Source organism: Pseudomonas cerasi (assembly GCF_027983475.1).
GTDB classification, from domain to species: domain Bacteria; phylum Pseudomonadota; class Gammaproteobacteria; order Pseudomonadales; family Pseudomonadaceae; genus Aquipseudomonas; species Aquipseudomonas cerasi.
In genome coordinates, this window is sequence record NZ_JAQJVM010000002.1 from 452,225 (window position 1) to 471,759 (window position 19,535).

Genomic DNA, 19,535 nt, shown 5'->3' on the forward strand with positions numbered 1-19,535 from the left:
GCATCGCCAGCATCCCGACCTTCGAGGTGTGGCGAATTGTCCCACCCCGTTTTCGGCACAATCGCCTCACTTTTCGCCTGCTCAGGTCGCGGAACGAATCGCCCCGATCAACGACGCCAGCGAGTAACCCAGATGCGCCGCAAGTGCCTCGGCTCGCCCGCTCAACGCGTCGATATCCAGCGTCTGATCCAGGTCGGCCGGCACGAGCAGAATGACGTTGCCCTCCTTCACCGGCAGCTCCCAGTAATGACGGTGGTACAAGCCGCGCAGCAGGGCAGCTCCGAGCGGCTTGCCGTCGTCGGTGGCCCACTGATTGATGATCAGCCAGCCGCCCGGATTCAGCCGCTGCTGACAGCTCTGCAGGAAATTCCAGGCCAGGTGCCCGACCCCAGGCCCGACATCGGTGTACAGGTCGACAAAGATCAGGTCGGCAGGCTCTGTACTGTCCAGCAGGTCCAGCGCATCGCCGATGCGAATATACAGACGCGGATCGTCGTCGAGCCCCATGAACTCCATGGCCAGACGTGGCACATCCGGGCGCAGCTCGATGACCTCCACGTCTTCAAGCGGCAGGAACTTCATGCAGGCCTGGGTCAGCGTGCCGGCACCCAACCCCAGAAACAGCGCGCTTTCCGGCGCGTCATGGCACAGCGCGCCGATCAACATCGCCCGGGTGTAGTCGTACTCCAGCCAGCTCGGATCGGCTGTAAAGGTGCAGCTTTGCTCGATGGCATCGCCAAACTCCAGAAAGCGGTAGTCCTCCACTTCCAGCACGCGAATCATGCCGAAGTCGTCGTGGACCTCGGCCAGGATCCGCTCTACGCGCTCACGCTCTTCCGTCATCACCGTTCCTGGTTGTCTGCGCTGAGCGCAAAATACGAATTGTCGGGCAAGCGCGCGGCTTTGTCACACGTTGTGGCGTGCGGCGCCGCTCCAATGGTCCGCCCCAGACTGGCAGAGCAACGACGAACTGCTAACATGCCGATCCGATTGCACAACCCTAGAGCCAATAATGAGCCAACCCTGGAGCCCCGACAGCTGGCGGGCACTGCCGATTCAGCAGCAACCTCACTACCCTGATGCCGAGCACCTGCACAGGGTCGAACAGACGCTGGCCAGTTATCCGCCGCTGGTATTCGCCGGCGAGGCCCGGGAGTTGCGCCGTCAGTTTGCCGAAGTAACTCAGGGGCGTGCGTTCTTGCTGCAGGGCGGCGACTGCGGGGAAAGCTTCATGGAGTTTTCCGCCGCCAAGATTCGCGATACGTTCAAGGTTCTGCTGCAGATGGCAATCGTGATGACGTTTGCCGCCGGCTGCCCAGTGGTGAAAGTCGGACGCATGGCCGGGCAATTTGCCAAGCCACGCTCGGCCAACGACGAAATCATCGACGGCGTGACGCTCCCGGCGTACCGCGGCGATATCGTCAACGGTATCGGGTTCGACGAAAAGAGCCGTGTACCGGACCCGGAGCGCCTGCTGCAGGCCTATAACCAGTCCACCGCCACCCTGAACCTGCTGCGCGCCTTCGCTCAGGGCGGTTTCGCCGACTTGCATCAGGTCCATAAATGGAACCTGGACTTCATCGCCAACTCGGCGCTGGCCGAGAAATACAGCCAACTGGCGGGGCGTATCGATGAAACCCTGGCGTTCATGCGCGCCTGCGGCATGGACAGCTCGCCGCAACTGCGCGAAACCAGCTTCTTCACCGCTCACGAGGCGCTGCTGCTCAATTACGAAGAAGCCTTCGTGCGACGCGACAGCCTGACTAACGATTACTACGACTGCTCGGCGCACATGCTGTGGATAGGCGACCGTACCCGCCAACTGGACGGCGCGCATGTCGAGTTCCTGCGTGGGGTCAACAACCCGATCGGCGTCAAGGTCGGCCCGAGCATGAACACCGACGACCTGGTTCGCCTGATCGACATCCTCAACCCGGACAACGACCCGGGCCGCCTGAACCTGATCGCGCGCATGGGTGCCAACAAGGTGGGTGATCACTTGCCGCAGCTGATCCGCGCCGTCGAGCGCGAAGGCCGAAAGGTGCTGTGGAGCTCGGACCCGATGCACGGCAACACGATCAAGGCCAGCAGTGGCTACAAGACCCGTGACTTTGCGCAGATCCTTGGCGAAGTGAAGCAGTTCTTTCAGGTGCATCAGGCCGAGGGCACTTACGCCGGAGGCATCCACATCGAAATGACCGGACAGAACGTCACCGAATGCATCGGTGGCGCCCGTCCGATCACTGAAGACGGCCTTTCGGATCGCTATCACACGCATTGTGACCCACGCATGAACGCCGATCAGTCACTGGAACTGGCCTTCCTGATTGCCGAGACCCTCAAGCAGGTCAGGCGCTAAACAAAAAACCCCAGTGCAACGGCCCGCTCAATGCTTGAGCGGGTCGTCCCAGAAAGGACGCTCGGCTTCCTGTTGAATGTCGGCCCGACTCAGACCCAGATCCTTCAGCGTGTCATCACTCATCTGCGCCAGATAGCGGCGCTGAAGGTGCAGCTCCAGCCAGCGCTGCAAGTGATGCTTCAACCACACCAACGCCTTGCCAGGCTGAGCATGCCCGGCAGGTCTTGCGATCAATACACACTCTTTTTGACCATTCATCATCTTGCCCTCCGTGTGAGATGACTAAAGTCTCGCGCCTGACATAAGATCAATCCAACGAATGTTTCTTATGCAATACATCCTTAAAATTGATGCATTGATCAACCCAAATGTGCTGCCGCTCACACCGCCAGTCGATAACTATTTAATTGCCCACTTGCCCCGACAGACATATAACCAATATATAAAACCCAAGCGAGACATGCAGCAACCTTACAGCAAGCCAAACGCTTTCGTTATTACAGAATAGACTAGCGTTTCGATTGACAGGCCCCGTGAACGTTCTAGAATTCTGAAAACAGCATCTTGAGTAACTACTGTAAAAATCATTATACCAATACCGATTATAAAAACGGCTGACACCCGTCCATTGAAGATAATAGCTAACCGCTGAGGGTGCGGAGAGGCGCCCCCGAAACGAGAAGACGTGCATCGGTAATTAGGTAGCGTTCTGGAGAAACACATGGGCATGGAAGCCAATCGCATTTTATTCAACGCCGAACCGTTTGGATTCGGTCCCTCTGCGGCAATTGCCGCCATTGCACCTTACTTTATAGGCAGCGGCTGCCATGCCTACGCGGGTGAAGGGCACTCACTGGATCTGCAAAAGCACCTCCCCTATCGAAAAATCCATGACATGACCGGAAGCAGCCCGAGCGACTGGGATACTATAATCTCTGATGTCGATATCGTTGTAACAGCCATGGATCTCGACATAGCAACTCGATCACTGTCCTTAGGTAAACGCGTTGTTTTTTATGATGCCTTGACCTGGTGCTGGCAAGCAGAAACACGCTGGCCCCGCATCGAAGAACTTATTCACCGCCCTCGCTTACTTTATATTGCCCAGAACTTTATAGGCGTCGTTGAACGCCTCGCGGGCATAAAATCAAACAATCACTTTGTCGTCCCGCCCATCACATCCCGGGCCAGGTACGCACCTCGAAATAGCGAGTCCAACGTTGTCCTGCTTAATCTGGGCGGACTTAAGAACCCTTATACCGATGAGGCGATGCTTATCGACTTTGCCCGCGCGATTACGCTCGCCTTGCGCGCAGCACTCGATCAGGGGGTGAAGCTTCACATCGCCACCAGCCAAACAATCGCAGAAGCACTGGAATCAGACGATGCCACCACTTACCCCCTTACGGAGGTCGCCCGGATGATGCATGACTGCCAATTTGCAGTTTGTACACCTGGCTTGGGCAACATCTACGAATCGGCTGTTATGCAAACACCGGTCATATGGCTGCCGCCCGTCAACAATACGCAAGGCCTTCAGCTGGCTCATCTGCGCAACGCCGGTATGGTCGACGCGGAGCTAGGCTGGGAAACGCTGGGCGTCAACATTGATTACACAACATCCACACAAACCTGTCTGGCTAGCATCGACGAGGCGATTTCAACACTGGGAGACATTGAGCGAAGTGCCATTCTCAATGAAAAAATGGCAGTTGCAGTTGCCCGCATGCGCCAGTGCACAGGCGGCAAGACTTCTCGGCTGATCGAACGCTTCGGCAGCGGAGGTGACGCAGTGGCCGCTCAAAAAATCAGGGAATGGATAAACGTACCCGAAAACGGAGATCGCTTATGAAAATTGCCCAGGTTGCCCCTTTGTTCGAGGCGGTCCCGCCTCAACGCTACGGAGGTACGGAGCGAGTGGTGTCCTACCTCACTGAGGCACTTGTTGAACTAGGCCACCAAGTGACGTTGTTCGCCAGCGGCGACTCATTGACGTCTGCAGAGCTTGATGCAGTCTGGCCCGCCGCTCTGAGGCTCGATTACGGAAGCTTCGACGTCATCAGCCCGCACCTGGTCATGATGGAACGCGTGAGGCGTCGTGCGCAGGAGTTCGACATTATTCACTTCCACATGGACTTCTACCCCTTCTCCCTGTTCAGCCGCCAGCCCACACCGTTTGTTACCACCTTGCATGGTCGAGTCGATCTGCCCGCACTCAAACCGGTGTTCAACACCTTTGCAGACATGCCGCTTATTTCGATTTCCAACGCTCAACGCAATGATCTGCCAGCCGCCAACTGGGTGGGCACGGTGTATCACGGCTTGCCGCTACAACTCCATACACCCCGGCAAGTGAAAAGGACATACCTTGCTTTTCTGGGACGAATCACGCCTGTGAAGCAAGTCGATGCGGCCATTCGCATCGCCCAACAATGCGATATCCCCATCAAGATTGCTGCCAAGATAGACGCCGTTGACAGCGCTTACTTTGAACGAGACATACGTCCGCTATTGGATTCTCCGCTGGTCGAATACATAGGTGAGATCAATGAGCAGGAAAAAACCACTTTCCTGTCAGGCGCCTTGGCACTTTTGTTTCCTATTGAATGGCCAGAGCCTTTCGGTCTGGTCATGATCGAGGCAATGGCCTGCGGTACTCCAGTGATCGCATTTCCCTCCGGCTCAGTCCCAGAAGTCATAGAAGACGGAGTCACAGGCTTCGTTGTCCGCAACGAAGCAGAAGCGATAGCCGCCGTCCATAAGGTGGGCCAGCTATCTGCCATGCGAATACGCGAGCAGTTTCAAAAGCGTTTTTCAGCGCGTCAAATGGCCGAAAACTATGTCCATGCCTATCAGTCACTCATTGACCGGTCCTCACCCTGTTAAAAGTAGTCATCGTAAAAAACAGAGCTGATGCATAAGATCAGCTTGAAGAATGTTTCTTATGCAGTCCCTCTGGGAGATTGATGGTTTGGCCACCTACCCGAGCATTGATACCGAACTGTTGCGCACCTTCGTGGCGATTGCCGATCACGGCGGTTTTACCCGTGCAGGCGAAGCCGTCAATCGCACGCAGTCGGCGGTCAGCATGCAGATGAAGCGTCTTGAGGAAGACGTCGTGCAGCGCCCGCTGTTTCAGCGTGAAGGTCGGGTTCTGAACCTGACTGCCGAGGGCCAGGTACTGCTCGGTTACGCACGACGGATCCTCAAGCTGCACAGCGAGGTGTTCAACACCTTGCGCGAGCCGCACATGATCGGCGTGGTAAAAATCGGCTCGCCGGACGATTACGTGATGCGCTTCCTGCCCGGCATTCTGGCGCAGTTCGCCCAGGCCTATCCGCTGGTTCAGGTGGAAGTGCATTGCGAGCCATCGGACCTTCTGCTGCAACGCCGCGACCTTGATCTGACCATCGTCACGCGCAAGCCCGGCACTGAGATCGGCACACTGCTGCGTCAGGAGCGTCTGATGTGGATGGAAGCCATCGGCTTTGCCCCACATGAGCAAACGCCCATTCCGCTGGCGATGTTCAACACCCACTGCTTCTGTCGTGACTGGGCCTGCAATGCGCTGGACGGTGCGGGGCGCGATTATCGCATCGCCTACAGCAGCTCGAGCATGGCAGCGATCACCGCAGTGGTCAGTGCGGGCCTGGCAGTCACCGCACAGTTCCAGAGCCTGGCCACAGCGGATTTGCGTATCCTCGGCGAGGCGGAACAATTGCCACAGTTGCCGACCGCCAGCATCGTCCTGCTGCGCAACCCTGAAAATCCCTCGCCCATCACCGAATGCATGGCCGATTACATCATCGCCGGCTTCAAACCTTGAGCGCGAGAATGACCGCACAGAACACCAGAAACACGCAGAACATCAGGCGCAGGGTTCGCTCGGGTAACGAATGCGCCAGTTTCACGCCCCAACTGATGCTGGCCAGGCCGCCGATGGCCAGCGGAATGCCCATCGACCAGTTGACGTGATCGTGCAGCGCGTAGGTGACCAGCGTGATGCCGGTGCTCGGCGCAGCCAGGGACAGCGCCAGCCCCTGGGCCACGACCTGGGTCGTGCCGAAGACGCTGGTAAGGATCGGCGTCGCCACTACTCCGCCGCCAACGCCAAACAGGCCACCGGTCACGCCGGACCCGACGCCCAGCAGCCATAACCACTTCTCATGACGCAACCCGCCAGCGGCCTGCTTGCTGCGCCAATACATCTGCGCAACGTTGAACACGGTCAGCACCACCAGAAAACCGACGAAGCCCAGGCGCATGCCCTGCGGGTCGACGCGGACCGCCAGCAGTGAGGTCAGCCAGGCAAAAATGAAACTGGGGATGATCAACATCAGCGCATTACGCAGCAGAATCCGGTTGCGCTGGTTGTAACGCCACAAGGCAAGCAACACATTGGGCAGGACCATCAACAAGGCGGTCCCTTGAGCGAGTTGCTGATCCAGACCGAACAGCACCCCGAGCGCGGGAATTGCCACAAGACCACCACCGATGCCGAACAACCCTCCCAGGGTGCCCATCGCTGCACCCAGCAATACAAACATCACAATTTCAATCACACTGCGTCCCCACCCGGTCAATGACCAAATGCTACGCAGTCCTGCTCTGGACCGACACCCGATGACGCCGTTTTTTTCACGCGTCACGCACAATGCCGGCGCTTCGAGCATGCACGAGCGAAATTATCTGGCGCATTAAAGAGTGCAACACTAAGTTAAACTCATTCGACTGAGTTTGAGGACCTGATATGAGTGCCGACGAAAGCCCGACCCGCTCCGCACCTGCCGATTGCGATTCGCTGCTGCTGGATAACCAATTGTGTTTTGCCCTGTATTCCACCTCGTTGATGATGACCAAGGTTTACAAGCCGCTGCTGCAGGCGCTCGGGCTGACCTATCCACAGTATCTGGCGATGATGGTGCTGTGGGAAAAGGACGGGCTTACTGTAGGGGACGTCAGCACGCGTCTGCTTACCGATCCGGGCTCATTGACGCCGCTGCTCAAACGCCTCGAAGGCGAAGGCTTCATCAGCCGTACGCGCAGCAAGGAAGACGAGCGGGTGGTGTTGCTTCACCTCACCGCACAGGGACGCGAATTGCAACAAAAGGCCTTGAGCGTACCTGGTTGCATTCTCTCGTCGAGCGGGCTGACCATGGAAAAGCTTCGCGACCTGCAGGCCCAGTTGCTGGAGCTGCGCGAGCACCTGCACCATAGTCTCTAGAAAAAGCGTTACCCGGCTCTCGTCATGCCCGGCCACTACGCGTGAGGTCTGGCAGGCCCTTCAAGCCTGTTGCCTCGCCCGCCAACGACCAGCCTCGAACTTTTTTGCAAAATTAGCTTGCGCGCAAACTATCCCTGGACTACCCTTGTCCTGCGATTAGTTAGCGCGCAAGCATTTAGCGCAATCAAACCTTCATCGAACGAGGAAAGATCATGGACACTCTTTACACCGCAGTTGCAACCGCCACCGGCGGCCGTGATGGTCGTGCTGTCTCCAACGACAAGATTCTCGACGTCAAGCTGGCCACCCCGAAAGAGCTCGGCGGTGCTGGCGGCGCAGCCACCAACCCTGAGCAGCTGTTTGCTGCCGGTTATTCGGCCTGTTTCATCGGTGCATTGAAGTTCGTGGCCGGCCAGAGCAAACGCAGCATTCCGGCAGACACCTCGATCACCGCCCATGTAGGCATCGGCCAGATCCCGGGCGGTTTCGGTCTGGACATCGATCTGCATGTCAGCCTGCCAGGTCTGGAACAAGCCGACGCTCAGCAACTGGTCGATGCCGCTCACGTGGTCTGCCCTTACTCCAACGCCACTCGCGGTAACGTCGATGTGCGCCTGCATGTAACGGTCTGATCCTGTCGGACGCCTGAGTGACCGCTGTCCGGCAAGAATCCCAGGCACAAAAAAACCCGCAGCGATGCGGGTTTTTTGCGTAACGGGGTTACAAAACCATGCTTACTTCGCACGGCCTTTGTAGGAACCGCCTTCACGGGTATCGATCTCGATCATGTCGCCGATTTCGATGAAGTCAGCAACGCTCAGCTCGGTGCCGTTTTTCAGTTTGGCAGGCTTCATGACCTTGCCCGACGTGTCGCCACGAGCGGAGCCTTCGGTGTAGTCGACCTGACGCACGATAGTGGTCGGCAGTTCTACGGAAACCAGACGGTCTTCGAAGAACACGGCTTCGCAGACGTCGGTCATGCCTTCTTCGACGAAAGGCAGAACGCTTTCGATGTCTTCGGCGTTCAGCTCGTACATGGTGTAGTCAGTGGTGTCCATGAACGTGTAGGTGTCACCGCTGATGAACGACAGGGTGGCTTCCTTGCGATCCAGGATCACGTCGTCCAGCTTGTCGTCGGCGCTGTAAACGATCTCGGTCTTGTAACCGGTCAGCAGGTTTTTCAGCTTGGTCTTCATGATCGCGCTGTTACGACCGGATTTGGTGAATTCAGCTTTCTGAACCAGCCAAGGATCGTTTTCGAGACGGATCACGGTACCGGGTTTCAGCTCTTTACCAGTTTTCATTGCATATATCCGAATTTGGATGGAATTAACCAAAGGCTCTGTACGAGAAACAACCTGCGCAGGCCTTTTTCGTACAGAGCCTTGTATCAAGGCCGCGTATCATAGCGAATTTACATAAAACTGCACCAGCGCCGTGGCAAGATCAGTCTGTGCGGCTTGTTGCTGGCACCAGCGTTCGGCATGTCGCTCGATCTGCGGCCAGTGTTCTGCCAGCGCCGTCCAACACTCGCCAAGGTCGCCGCCGACATTCCAGCGCTGCCAGAACTGATTCACCGCTTGAGCGGCCGCCGGGGAAAGACCCGCGAGGTAGAGCGTTAAAAACGCATCGAGCTTGGGCAGATGCGCGTCTTCTTCCTGCTGATAGATGTGCCAGAGCATCGGCCGCCCCGCCCACTGCGCACGCACGAACGAGTCCTCGCCGCGCACAATGTTGAAATCACAGCTCCAGAGCAGTTGGTCGTAAAGCTCCTGACGGATGAACGGCAGGACCTGAACCGTCAGCCCCCCGCGGACCTGAATGAACCCGGCGTACAGCGGATCGTCGATACCCAGCCAGCGCTGCAGGTCGCCGAGAATGCGTCCCTCCGGCACCAGAAGATGCGTCGGCCGGCTGTCGCTGGCCAGGACGTCGAGCCAACTGCCGAGCGCGGGGTTTTCATAGGCAAATACCGAGATCAACCGTGCCTCGGCCAACGCTTCGATACCCAATCCCTTCAGAAAGCCTTGTTTCGCGGCCATGTCTCGCTGAAATACCTGACGCTGCTCGATCAGGTTTGCTTCGCGGAGCAACCCACCCGTGGCCTCGGAAAAGCCCGGGAAGAAAAAGAACTTCTTCAAACCGTTCGACTGTGGCGAAGGCAGGCCGTGGCAGCCGGACACCCAGTCTTCGGCGCTGAGGTAATCGAGATTCAGCCACAGCGGCCTTGGCGAACGCTGCAGCATCGATTCGGTATAGCGCGTCGGCAAGCGGCAGGCGAAGGCTTCGATGACCACGTCAGGAATATCGGTGCTCACCCAGTCGGTCGGCCACTGGCAGACGCTCACGCCCTCTTGCCACTGTTGCCGGGCCTGTGGATCTGCACCGGGGCACAAGCGAACGAAAGCCGACAGATCATCGATCCATAAACGCACCTGCAGGCCGTGCTCGGCAGCCAGCTGGCGCGCCAGCCGCCAGGTCACGCCCGCATCACCGTAGTTGTCGACTACGCTGCAAAAAATATCCCACGAGGCTTTCATCCTGACTCCCTGAGGCTGGATGGCAAAAAACGCTGATTGTCGTTCAGAACGGCACGTTGTCACCAGCCTGGTGCTGCCAGGCAAACATGCTGCACAGTTTTCATGCCTGGGCATCAGGCATGGCACAATCACATCTGTTGGCCTGCAAGGAGTTCAGCCATGTCATTTCCCACCCGCCGTCGCGACCTGTACGTGTCGTTGAAATTGATCGTGTGCATTGCGCTGGGCATCTGGCTGGGCGCCCTGGCGGTGTTTCTGACCGCCCTGCTCTACTACAAAAGCCTGCCACCGACCCAGGCCCAGGCCCAGGCGCTGGACAATGCCGCCGCGCAGTTGACTGCACCGCCCGCACAAAAGGCCGCCTCCCCGTCTGCGCCGGAGACCGAGATGTTTCGCAAATATGAGCAAAGCCTGCGTGAAAGCGAGGCCCGCCAGGCGCGTGAACAGGCTCAGGAGCAACAACAGCGTACCTTCAACCGTTCGAAGTGTGATTTCTGGATACAGCAGGATCGCACCGCACCAAGCGAGAAAAGCCGTGCCAGCATCGATCAGTACTGCGGATGAACCATGAATAAACGGGATGTACTGCAACTGATCATCGATAAACTGAACATCGATCTGGACATCGCCGAACGAGCGGCGCAGACCGCCTACGAAACGGCAACCCACGAAGAGAACATCGCCGAGAACAAGTACGACACGCTAGGGCTGGAGGCCTCTTATCTGGCAGCCGGACAGGCACGCCGCGTCGAGGAAATTCGTCAGTCGCTGGCGCTTTATCGAAAATGGTCGCTCAAGCCATTCGATGAATCGCGCGGTATTCAGACCGGTGATCTGATAGTTGTCGAGGATGCGGGCGGGCAGACACACTATCTGTTCCTCGGCCCCGATGCTGCCGGGCTGAAGGTCAGCGCAGGCGATCAACTGGTCACCGTCATTACTGCCAGAGCCCCCCTCGGGCAGAACCTGCTGGGCAAATTCGAAGACGATGCTGTACAGATTGTCATCAACGGCAGCCGACAATCCTACGAGATCACACAAACGTTGTGACACACCCGGCATCTACAGGGTTGATCGCATCAAGTTTTTGTGGGTAAGGTGAACCGTCGCCATCACCACCGCAACCGGGGCAACATCAAAGCAAACAAGGACTAAAACCCAAGGAGATTTTTCATGACGAACGTCATCGCATTCCCTGACGCCCATGAACGTGATCGCCTGAAGTCCAGCCAAGATCCGGCGTTGAGATACTTGAACAAGAAAGAACGACAACTGATCGACCAACTGCGTTCGACCAGCCATGCGGGACGGCAGTACGTTTACGACTATGCGAGCATCATGCACTTGTCCAGGCCGCTGTATCCCGAGCCAGTAGATTGATCACGATCGCATAACCTGATCAAAGTCTGCGCCGTTGAATCGGCGCAGACCAGGAGGTTTCGCTTGCCGGATTCAGCGGGCCAGCGAGAAGATCAGTGCTGAAATCGCCACCACACCGGCGGCAACCACAAAGTAGTTGGACCATGCGCCAGCGTATTTGCGCATGGCCGGGACTTTGTGGATAGCGTACATCGGCATCAGGAACAGCAGAGCCGAAATCACCGGCCCGCCCAGGGTTTCGATCATGCCCAGAATGCTTGGGTTAAGCGTTGCCACCAGCCAGCACACCACCAGCATGAACGCCGCGGTCATACGGTCCAGCGCCTTGGGTGCAGGACGACGACCCGCTTTCAGAACCAGGCCTTTCAAGCCCTCGCTTGCACCGATGTAATGACCCAGAAACGACTTGGAAATAGCCACGAACGCAATCAGCGGTGCGACAAAGGCGATGGTCGGGTTATTGAAGTGGTTGGCCAGGTAGGACAGGATCGAAATGTTCTGCGCCTTGGCCTCGGCCAGTTGAGCAGGTGACAGTGTCAACACGCAACTGAACACGAAGAACAGCACCATCACCACCATCAGACCGTGGGCGCGGGCCAGAATCTGCGAGCTGCGTACCTCTGCGTTTTCACCATACTGGCGCTTCTGATCAACGGCAAAGGCCGAGATGATCGGTGTGTGGTTGAAAGAGAACACCATCACCGGGATGGCCAGCCACAGCGTAGGTATGAACGCCGATAGCTCGGGGAACGTCGTAGCGGTACTCAGAATGCCGCCGGTCCAGTGCGGGATGAGGAATACCGCGAGAAACAACAGAGCGACGATGAACGGGTAAACCATCAGGCTCATGGCCTTGACGATGAACCGCTCGCCGCAACGCACCACGGCCAGCAGGCCCATGATCAGCACGAACGCCAGTGCGGCGCGTGGCGGTGGCGTGATGTGCAACTGATGCTCAAGAAAACTGCCAACGGTGTTGGTGAGGGCCACGCTGTAGATCAGCAGGATCGGGAAGATTGCGAAGAAGTACAACAAGGTGATCATCGCACCGGCACTCTTGCCGAAATGCTGTTCGACCACATCGGTGATGTCGGCACCTTCACGCCCTGACAGCACAAAGCGCGTCAACCCGCGGTGGGCGTAGAAGGTCATGGGAAACGCCAGCAGCGCCAGCGCCATCAATGGCCAGAAACCGCCGATACCTGCGTTGATTGGCAAAAACAGGGTACCCGCACCGATGGCGGTACCGAACAATCCGAGCATCCAGGTCGTGTCATTACGATTCCACGACGCGATGCTCTCGGGAGCTACATCCAGACGTTCTACGACGCCATTAGCCTGATCATTCATCCGGTCGACTCTCCGTGGCCGGTTTATCAAAAAGGGAAACGCATCGAAAAAACCGGCAGTTCAGCGCCCCCCTCGAAAACAGCGGGCGAGATTCTCCGGGATTGACGCCAGAAGTCAAAGGCTTGTAGGACAATAGTTTCTTCCACAACAAGTCGGCATTCGAGCGCACGCCTTTTGTACAAAGGGCTGGAGGACGGTCGACCTCTTGTCGAGGAATTAGTGTTTCAACAGCTTACAGGCTCAATCAAGCCGCCCACGCGGCCTGACATCCGGGAACAGTTCTGCGTTTTCCTGGAGGGGCCGGCAGCGATACCATGCCGCGCCTGTGCAGTGCGCAATGGATGGTCGTCAGGCAGATAAGCGCACCGGCAGCTGAATGTGATCCCGGCAAAAACCCCTTCAAGGACCCAAAACGATGTTGAGCATCAACGCCGGGCCGTTCGCCCTCGCGATACCCCACCTGTTGTTGTGGGGCGCCTTGATGACGGCCACCTGGATAGAGGCGCGGCTTGTCCGGCATACCCTGTCCAGAAAGACCGCCGTGTTCGGACTCTTCATTCTGGGTGTCGCCAGCGCACGTATCGCGTTCGTCCTGACCTATTTCGCACAGTACAGCGACACTCCCTGGAAGGCACTGGACATCCGTGATGGCGGCTTTCTGGTCTGGCCCGGGGTTATCTGCGCCCTGCTGGGCGCCTTGATCATCGGCTGGCGCCGTCCCGAACAGCGTCGCGCCCTGACGTTCGGGATGGGCATCGGACTGGCGATCTGGGTATCGGGCGGCTTGATTCTGGATCATTATCAAAAGCGTATTTCACTGCCTGATACAACACTTCGGACGCTGGCTGGCGAGCCGGTCAGGGCGTCCGACTACCGGGGCAAATCGGTGGTCATCAACCTGTGGGCCACCTGGTGCCCTCCGTGTCGCCGCGAAATGCCGGTGCTGCGCGACATGCAACGGGAACGCAAGGACATTACATTTCTGTTCGTCAATCAGGCCGAAAGCGCCGGGACAGTCAGCGACTATCTGTCCAAACAGCAACTGGTGCTGAGCAACAGTTTTCTGGATCCGGACGGCGAGTTCGCCCGCCAGGTCGGTTCGGCGGCGCTGCCCACCACTCTCTTCTATTCGCCGGACGGACGCCTGATCGGTAGCCATCTGGGCGAATTGTCCAGAGCCAGCCTCACTCATTATCTTGATAAATAGTCAGGTATTCACCTTACTGATTGAGCTGAAGTTCTCATTGCGAGCGAAAGCCTGCTGCAACGTTTCATCTATCCATGTATAAATGCGCTGACACATTGGCCCTCTCTGGAGACTCAGCGCATGCGTTACGCGCTCGATCATAAGGCCCAAACGCACCAACGCATTGTCAAGGAAGCGTCCATGCGCTTCCGTCGTGACGGCATTGGTGCTACGGGCTTGCAACCTTTGATGAAGGCACTTGGCTTGACCCATGGCGGGTTCTACGCGCATTTCAAATCCAAGGATGATCTTGTTGAACAGGCATTGAGTCACGCCCTCGACAATGTAAAAGGAATCACCAGCGACGTTTTCGCCAGACAGGACTCGCTCAGTGAATTCATTGATCTCTACCTATCGATAGCCAGCCGCGATGCGGAGGACGGGGGGTGCCCGTTACCGACCATGTGCCTGGAACTGGGCCAGCGCGATCAGCCCAGCATGACGACGGATAAAATCATCCTTCACCTGCTGGAGCAGTTCGACAAGCCCCTCGCGGAGAATGGAATGGAGTCCAAAAGCCTGCCGGTGCTGTCCGCACTGGTGGGTGGTCTGGCACTCGCCCGCAGCGCTTTTGACGAGGAGCTGTCACAGCGCATTCTGGACACGACCCGCGACTATCTCAAACAGGAGATAAAAAAGAGCACCAACTGACCCTCTGGTACAGACACTTTCGCGGGGAGCGTCTCAGCGAGAGTTTATAAAAACACAGGCCAATCATTGATCGGCCTGTGTTTTTACTGGCTGAAACACTGTTCAGTCGATCGCAAGTTTTTCGCGATTCCTCTCCAGAATGGCCTTGCCGATCCCCTTGACCTCTATCAACTCATCAATCGACGTGAACTCACCGTTGGCTTCCCGGTAAGCCACAATGGCATCGGCCTTGTTCTTCCCGATACCCGCCAGTTCTTTCTGCAGTGTTTGCGCATCGGCAGTATTGAGATTGACCCTGTCCTTGCGTTGCTCAGGCGCCGCAGTGGACGCGGTGTCCTCCATCATCGGCGAATGGGATACCGAGGGCGCCGATGTGGCGGGCTGAGACACAGGGGCGGCATTGACCGCAACCGAGGCACTGGTGAGCAAGGCAAAGATCAGGGCACTGAAAATAGGGGTTCGCATAGATAAAGCTCCATAGCAGTTCAAGGCAGCATCCACATGCTGTGCCTGAAACTTAGACCAGCGTCCCCTCCTGGAAAAGCACTCGAGCGTTGCTGCCTGTTGCCGGATCGTTCAACGTATTTCCGCCTCAGCCCAGAGCCCCGGCGGTGCTGGTGAAATCACGTTTCGCCGCTGCGTTCCTGATACATCCAGTCAACGATTTCGCCCTCTGGCGTATAACCGTTTACCGTTTCGCGCAGCAACTGACGCACACTGGTGTAATCGTCGCGGTCGACCGCGTCCAGCAGTTTTGTCAGGCGGCCTTTCAATACATCCCACGGCAGGCAATCTTCGTTTGCACTCATGATCATGGGGTGCTCGGTGGCAACCACGTTGTCGCCGATCAACAGCTCTTCATAGAGTTTTTCGCCAGGACGCAGCCCGGTGAACTCAATGGAGATATCACCGTGCGGATTTTTCTCCGAGCGAATGGCCAGACCGGACAGGTGGATCATCTTCTCGGCCAGTTCGACAATCTTGACCGGCTCACCCATATCGAGAACGAACACGTCGCCGCCATGCCCCATGGAGCCCGCCTGAATGACCAACTGAGCGGCTTCGGGGATGGTCATGAAGTAGCGGGTGATTTTGGGATGCGTCACCGTCAGCGGCCCGCCTGACTGGATCTGCTTGTGGAACAGCGGGATCACCGAACCGGACGAGCCAAGCACATTGCCAAAGCGAACCATGGTAAAGCGGGTCTTGTTGACCTGATAGACATTGGCCTTGTCGCCGAAGATCACTGGTGCGGTTTCGCGGCTCAGTGCCTGCAATATCAATTCGGCGAGACGCTTGGTACTGCCCATTACATTGGTCGGGCGGACCGCCTTGTCGGTAGAGATCAGGACAAAGTTGGACACGCCTGCCTGCAACGCCGCCTGGGCGGTATTGAGCGTGCCCACAACGTTGTTGATGACGCCTTCGGCAATATTGTGCTCGACCATGGGCACATGCTTGTAGGCCGCAGCGTGATAGACCGTGTCGACCTTCCAGGTTTTCATGATCGACAGCAATTTGGGGTGGTTGCGCACCGAACCGAGTATGGGCAGCAATTTCACCGAAAGTGACTCACGGGCCGAGCGCTGTTCAAGCTCGGAAAGAATGCTGTAGAGATTGAACTCGCTGTGGTCCAGCAACAGTAACTGGGTAGGCTGCAGCAGCAATATCTGTCGGCACAGCTCGGAGCCGATCGAGCCGCCAGCACCGGTCACCAGCACCGTTTTGCCCTTGATGCAGTGCTCAAGCAGGTTATCGCGGGCCGGGACTGCATCGCGCCCCAGAAGGTCTGCAATGTCGACTTCCTGAAGGTCATCGACCTTGACCCTGCCAGCGGCCAGATCCATGAAGCCCGGAACGCTTCGTACGTGCAGCGGAAAGCCTTCCAGAAAACCGAGGATTTCCCGACGACGTCCACGCGACGATGAAGGGATTGCCAGGAGGATTTCCTGAGCCCCCGTGGAATCGATCATTCGCTGGATGTTTCGCGGTTTGTAGACCTGAAGACCGGAAATAACCCGGTTGGAAATCGATTCATCATCATCGATGAACGCCACCGGATGCATCAGACGGCCCATGCGCAATGCGGCGACCAACTGGTTTCCCGCAGCGCCAGCGCCGTAGATGGCAACCTTCTGCAAACCGTTGTCGCTCTTGGCGAAAGGTACGTGCTGCGCCGCAGCGAACCAGTCGCCGAGAAAATACTGCCGCATGGCCAGTCGCAGACCGCCGATCATGACCATGCTCAGCCACCAGTAATTGAAGATCACCGAACGCGGGACCAATTGCTGGTGGTTACTGTAAACGTAGACCATGCACCCAAGGATCAGCGACGACATCGTCACGGCCTTGATGATGGCAATCAGCGCATCATTGCCGAAATAGCGCATCACTGCGCGATACATGCCGAACCGGATGAACAGCGGGATAGCCGCAACGGGCGCACTGATGAACAGCCACGTGTGCTTCTCGAGCGGATTGATCAGCTCATCGATACCCAGTCGTACGACAAACGCCATCCATAGAGCCAACCAGACCAACAGGACGTCGGCAGCCACCTGAATTATTCGTTTTTTGCGGCGTGGTAGAGCCAGTAATCTGGTCCGCAACCTGCTCATCAATTTTTTAATGCTCCGTTATGCTACCGGTTGCAACATGATCTGAAATCGGTACCTGTGAAACAGCTACGTGTCTGAGACAACCAGAAAAACACTTCGTTACCTTATTCTGCCTTGCCGGCGCGGAACCTCAGCGCCAGTAGAATCAGCGGGCAGTAAGCAACTACCGCCCATATAAGCCCTTCTCCATCGCCCAGCGCAACCCATAGTGCAATCGGCAGCAACCAGACAAGATTGATCAGCCCCACTGCAAGCGTAACCGGCACATGCCGGCCGTAATGACGCGACGCAAACTGATACGCGTGGCTGCGATGTGCCTCGTAGAGCTTTTCCTTGCGTAACAGGCGTCGCACGAGGGTCACGGTCGCGTCGACGATAAACACTCCCAGCAGAATCAACCAGGACCAGAATAACTGAGGTGAGGCCCAGGAACCCTGAATGGATAGCACACCGAGCACTATCCCGAGGAAGCCGCTGCCCGCGTCGCCCATGAATATCTTCGCCGGCGGGAAGTTCCAGTAGAGGAAACCTGCTGCGGCAGCGCCCAGCATGAGCACTTCCCAGGACAGCCCGGCGTGGCCATCCAAGGCATAGATGATGCTCATGCCCAGGCATACAGTGACCGCCTCGATACCGGCGATACCGTCTATTCCGTCCATGAAGTTGTAAAGGTTCAGCATCCACACCAGATAGAACGCCGCGAGTACTTGCCAGAATGGCCCCAGGTCGACCGTCCAGCCCATGACGTCAAGCGGGGCAAGACCGTCCAGCCAGAACAAGGCCCATGCAGCCGCAGCAAAATGCCCCAGCAGGCGCCATCGTGCGGCGATATGCCCGTGATCGTCCATGAAACCGATCACCGCCACCAAGCCGCCCGAACCGACGATGGCAACAAGCGCAGAGCAAGGCAGATAGCCGGCCCACCCCAGCAAAGCCATCGCCATGACGAAAGTGATGACGATGGCAACGCCGCCACCTCTGGGCGTGGGTATGGAATGCGAACTTCGAGCGTTTGGAATGTCGATCAGACTTTTGGCGAGCGCATACTTGCGCAACAACGCCGTTAGAATCAGAGACAGAAAGGCAATAGCGATGACCGACAGCCACTCAATCATGCTTGTCGTGTTCCAGATAATATCGAGCGGTGTCCTGCATGGCGTGTTCAATACTCACAGGTGGAAGCCAATCCAGCATCGTACAGGTTTTACTGATATCGACCTGCAGCGAGTTGCACAGCCGTTGTGAAAAAGCCTTCTTGCCCAACAGTACTGCAGCCGCGTTCAACAGCACAGTCGGCACCCGCAGCAGCCGGGCAGGTTTGCCCAGGGCCTTGCCCATTTCGCGCAGCAGCCTGGCCGTGGACAGATCATCACCGTCACTGACCAGAAACGTCTGGTCAGCCGCAGCAGGATGATCGACACAGACGGTCACCAGGTCTGCCAGGTTATCCACCGCCACCAGGCTTCTACGATTATCGATGGCCCCGAGCGGCAACGGCAGCCCTTTGTCCAGCCAGCGCATCATGCTTCTGAAGTTCGCCTTGACCCCCGGACCATAGACCAATACCGGTCGAATGATCACCACCTGCATACCGGTGCGGGCAGATAACTCGCGCAAGCCCTCTTCGGCCCTGTGCTTTGACACGCCATAGGCATCCAGCGGATTGCACGGGTCGCTCGCACTGAATGGCGCGCCCGGAAGCGTAGACTCGCCATTGGCCTTGATGGAACTGATAAAGATAAAGCGTCTGACGCCTGCCGCTGCGGCCTGCTCGGCCAGATTCAGCGTTGCGGTGACATTGGCGCGGAAGTATTCCTGGTCCGGTGCGTCAGCGGTCTCGTTGAGTACATGCACCCGGGCAGCACAATGAATCACCACGTCCGCGCCGGTTACAAAACTTGCCCATTGATTGTCCGGCGCCAATGATTGCGCACTGACAACATCGATGCGCGAGTCGGAAGCAGCATAGGCGCCCCGGACCGCAACCCGCACAGAGCAGCCTGTGCGTTCGATCAGTCGGCGAACCACAGCACTGCCCACGAAACCTGTCGCACCTGTTATTGCAACCAATGCAACATCACCGCTCATGCAAACACGCCCTTCCAAATCGGCCAAATATTGCTTAAGTAACCCGTTTTGACAACTGAAATATGTTCAAGCCATTTTA

General features: G+C 57.3%; 21 protein-coding genes. 11 read left to right on the forward strand and 10 right to left on the reverse strand.

Features of this window, described 5'->3' with window-relative positions:
• Window positions 1-81: 81 nt before the first annotated feature.
• A complete protein-coding gene (locus tag PI739_RS11195; protein WP_003369776.1) occupies window positions 82-843 on the reverse strand; it encodes a spermidine synthase in 762 nt (253 codons plus the stop codon).
• A 169-nt stretch (window positions 844-1,012) separates the two neighbouring features.
• Here PI739_RS11195 and PI739_RS11200 point away from each other — a divergent pair, with 169 nt between their 5' ends.
• Window positions 1,013-2,359, forward strand: a complete 1,347-nt coding sequence (locus PI739_RS11200) for a class II 3-deoxy-7-phosphoheptulonate synthase (protein WP_271351820.1) — start codon at window positions 1,013-1,015, stop codon at window positions 2,357-2,359.
• Between the two features lie 27 nt (window positions 2,360-2,386).
• Here the strand turns inward: PI739_RS11200 and PI739_RS11205 are convergent, their stop codons facing one another.
• Complete coding sequence (locus tag PI739_RS11205; protein ID WP_003369772.1) at window positions 2,387-2,620, reverse strand: DUF1127 domain-containing protein; 234 nt, start codon at window positions 2,618-2,620, stop codon at window positions 2,387-2,389.
• A gap of 460 nt (window positions 2,621-3,080) precedes the next feature.
• Here PI739_RS11205 and PI739_RS11210 point away from each other — a divergent pair, with 460 nt between their 5' ends.
• The 3 genes from PI739_RS11210 (at window position 3,081) to PI739_RS11220 (ending at window position 6,185) form a co-directional block, all read left to right on the forward strand.
• Window positions 3,081-4,211 (forward strand): hypothetical protein, encoded by a 1,131-nt coding sequence (locus PI739_RS11210; protein WP_003369770.1) that lies wholly within the window; start codon window positions 3,081-3,083, stop codon window positions 4,209-4,211.
• Window positions 4,208-5,245 (forward strand): glycosyltransferase family 4 protein, encoded by a 1,038-nt coding sequence (locus PI739_RS11215; protein WP_003369768.1) that lies wholly within the window; start codon window positions 4,208-4,210, stop codon window positions 5,243-5,245. The genes PI739_RS11210 and PI739_RS11215 overlap by 4 nt, the downstream gene beginning before the upstream one ends.
• Before the next feature lie 85 nt (window positions 5,246-5,330).
• Window positions 5,331-6,185 carry a LysR substrate-binding domain-containing protein gene (locus PI739_RS11220; RefSeq protein ID WP_003434445.1) on the forward strand — a complete coding sequence of 285 codons (855 nt, stop codon included), beginning with the start codon at window positions 5,331-5,333 and terminating at the stop codon, window positions 6,183-6,185.
• On the opposite strand, the gene PI739_RS11225 is transcribed toward PI739_RS11220, so the two are convergent.
• Window positions 6,175-6,921 carry a sulfite exporter TauE/SafE family protein gene (locus PI739_RS11225; protein WP_042930760.1) on the reverse strand — a complete coding sequence of 249 codons (747 nt, stop codon included), beginning with the start codon at window positions 6,919-6,921 and terminating at the stop codon, window positions 6,175-6,177. The two genes, PI739_RS11220 and PI739_RS11225, sit on opposite strands and share 11 nt — an antisense overlap.
• Before the next feature lie 188 nt (window positions 6,922-7,109).
• Here PI739_RS11225 and PI739_RS11230 point away from each other — a divergent pair, with 188 nt between their 5' ends.
• Together PI739_RS11230 and PI739_RS11235 are read left to right on the forward strand one after the other, a co-directional pair.
• The gene (locus PI739_RS11230) at window positions 7,110-7,583 is read left to right on the forward strand and encodes a MarR family winged helix-turn-helix transcriptional regulator (protein ID WP_003369762.1); all 474 of its coding nucleotides are present in this window, start codon (window positions 7,110-7,112) and stop codon (window positions 7,581-7,583) included.
• Between the two features lie 212 nt (window positions 7,584-7,795).
• Window positions 7,796-8,215, forward strand: a complete 420-nt coding sequence (locus tag PI739_RS11235) for an organic hydroperoxide resistance protein (protein WP_003434440.1) — start codon at window positions 7,796-7,798, stop codon at window positions 8,213-8,215.
• 102 nt (window positions 8,216-8,317) lie between these two features.
• On the opposite strand, the gene PI739_RS11240 is transcribed toward PI739_RS11235, so the two are convergent.
• On the reverse strand, window positions 8,318-8,887 hold the full coding sequence (locus PI739_RS11240; RefSeq protein ID WP_002554550.1) for an elongation factor P: 570 nt from the start codon (window positions 8,885-8,887) through the stop codon (window positions 8,318-8,320).
• Window positions 8,888-8,986: 99 nt separating this feature from the next.
• Window positions 8,987-10,123 (reverse strand): elongation factor P maturation arginine rhamnosyltransferase EarP, encoded by a 1,137-nt coding sequence (gene earP, locus PI739_RS11245; RefSeq protein ID WP_054080858.1) that lies wholly within the window; start codon window positions 10,121-10,123, stop codon window positions 8,987-8,989.
• Between the two features lie 159 nt (window positions 10,124-10,282).
• Between earP and PI739_RS11250 the strand changes: the two genes are divergently transcribed.
• From PI739_RS11250 to PI739_RS11260, 3 genes are all read left to right on the forward strand, one after another.
• Window positions 10,283-10,687 carry a hypothetical protein gene (locus PI739_RS11250; protein ID WP_003369754.1) on the forward strand — a complete coding sequence of 135 codons (405 nt, stop codon included), beginning with the start codon at window positions 10,283-10,285 and terminating at the stop codon, window positions 10,685-10,687.
• A gap of 3 nt (window positions 10,688-10,690) precedes the next feature.
• Window positions 10,691-11,173 (forward strand): GreA/GreB family elongation factor, encoded by a 483-nt coding sequence (locus tag PI739_RS11255; protein WP_003369752.1) that lies wholly within the window; start codon window positions 10,691-10,693, stop codon window positions 11,171-11,173.
• Window positions 11,174-11,296: 123 nt separating this feature from the next.
• The gene (locus tag PI739_RS11260) at window positions 11,297-11,503 is read left to right on the forward strand and encodes a hypothetical protein (protein WP_002554553.1); all 207 of its coding nucleotides are present in this window, start codon (window positions 11,297-11,299) and stop codon (window positions 11,501-11,503) included.
• Window positions 11,504-11,575: 72 nt separating this feature from the next.
• On the opposite strand, the gene PI739_RS11265 is transcribed toward PI739_RS11260, so the two are convergent.
• Window positions 11,576-12,853 (reverse strand): aromatic amino acid transport family protein, encoded by a 1,278-nt coding sequence (locus PI739_RS11265; protein ID WP_003369750.1) that lies wholly within the window; start codon window positions 12,851-12,853, stop codon window positions 11,576-11,578.
• 415 nt (window positions 12,854-13,268) lie between these two features.
• Between PI739_RS11265 and PI739_RS11270 the strand changes: the two genes are divergently transcribed.
• Both PI739_RS11270 and PI739_RS11275 read left to right on the forward strand, forming a co-directional pair.
• Window positions 13,269-14,060, forward strand: coding sequence for a TlpA disulfide reductase family protein (locus PI739_RS11270; RefSeq protein ID WP_054080857.1), 792 nt, complete (start codon window positions 13,269-13,271; stop codon window positions 14,058-14,060).
• Between the two features lie 120 nt (window positions 14,061-14,180).
• Window positions 14,181-14,750, forward strand: a complete 570-nt coding sequence (locus PI739_RS11275; RefSeq protein WP_003369744.1) for a TetR/AcrR family transcriptional regulator — start codon at window positions 14,181-14,183, stop codon at window positions 14,748-14,750.
• A gap of 102 nt (window positions 14,751-14,852) precedes the next feature.
• Here PI739_RS11275 and PI739_RS11280 read toward each other — a convergent pair whose 3' ends face one another.
• The 4 genes from PI739_RS11280 to PI739_RS11295 form a co-directional block, all read right to left on the reverse strand.
• Window positions 14,853-15,215, reverse strand: coding sequence for a ComEA family DNA-binding protein (locus PI739_RS11280; RefSeq protein WP_054080856.1), 363 nt, complete (start codon window positions 15,213-15,215; stop codon window positions 14,853-14,855).
• Between the two features lie 158 nt (window positions 15,216-15,373).
• Complete coding sequence (locus PI739_RS11285) at window positions 15,374-17,368, reverse strand: polysaccharide biosynthesis protein (RefSeq protein WP_003434424.1); 1,995 nt, start codon at window positions 17,366-17,368, stop codon at window positions 15,374-15,376.
• A 104-nt stretch (window positions 17,369-17,472) separates the two neighbouring features.
• Window positions 17,473-18,483: an MraY family glycosyltransferase gene (locus tag PI739_RS11290; RefSeq protein ID WP_003369738.1), complete on the reverse strand. Its 1,011-nt coding sequence runs from the start codon at window positions 18,481-18,483 to the stop codon at window positions 17,473-17,475.
• Complete coding sequence (locus tag PI739_RS11295) at window positions 18,476-19,456, reverse strand: UDP-glucose 4-epimerase family protein (RefSeq protein ID WP_054080855.1); 981 nt, start codon at window positions 19,454-19,456, stop codon at window positions 18,476-18,478. Before PI739_RS11295 ends, PI739_RS11290 begins: the two co-directional genes overlap by 8 nt.
• Window positions 19,457-19,535: the final 79 nt, after the last annotated feature.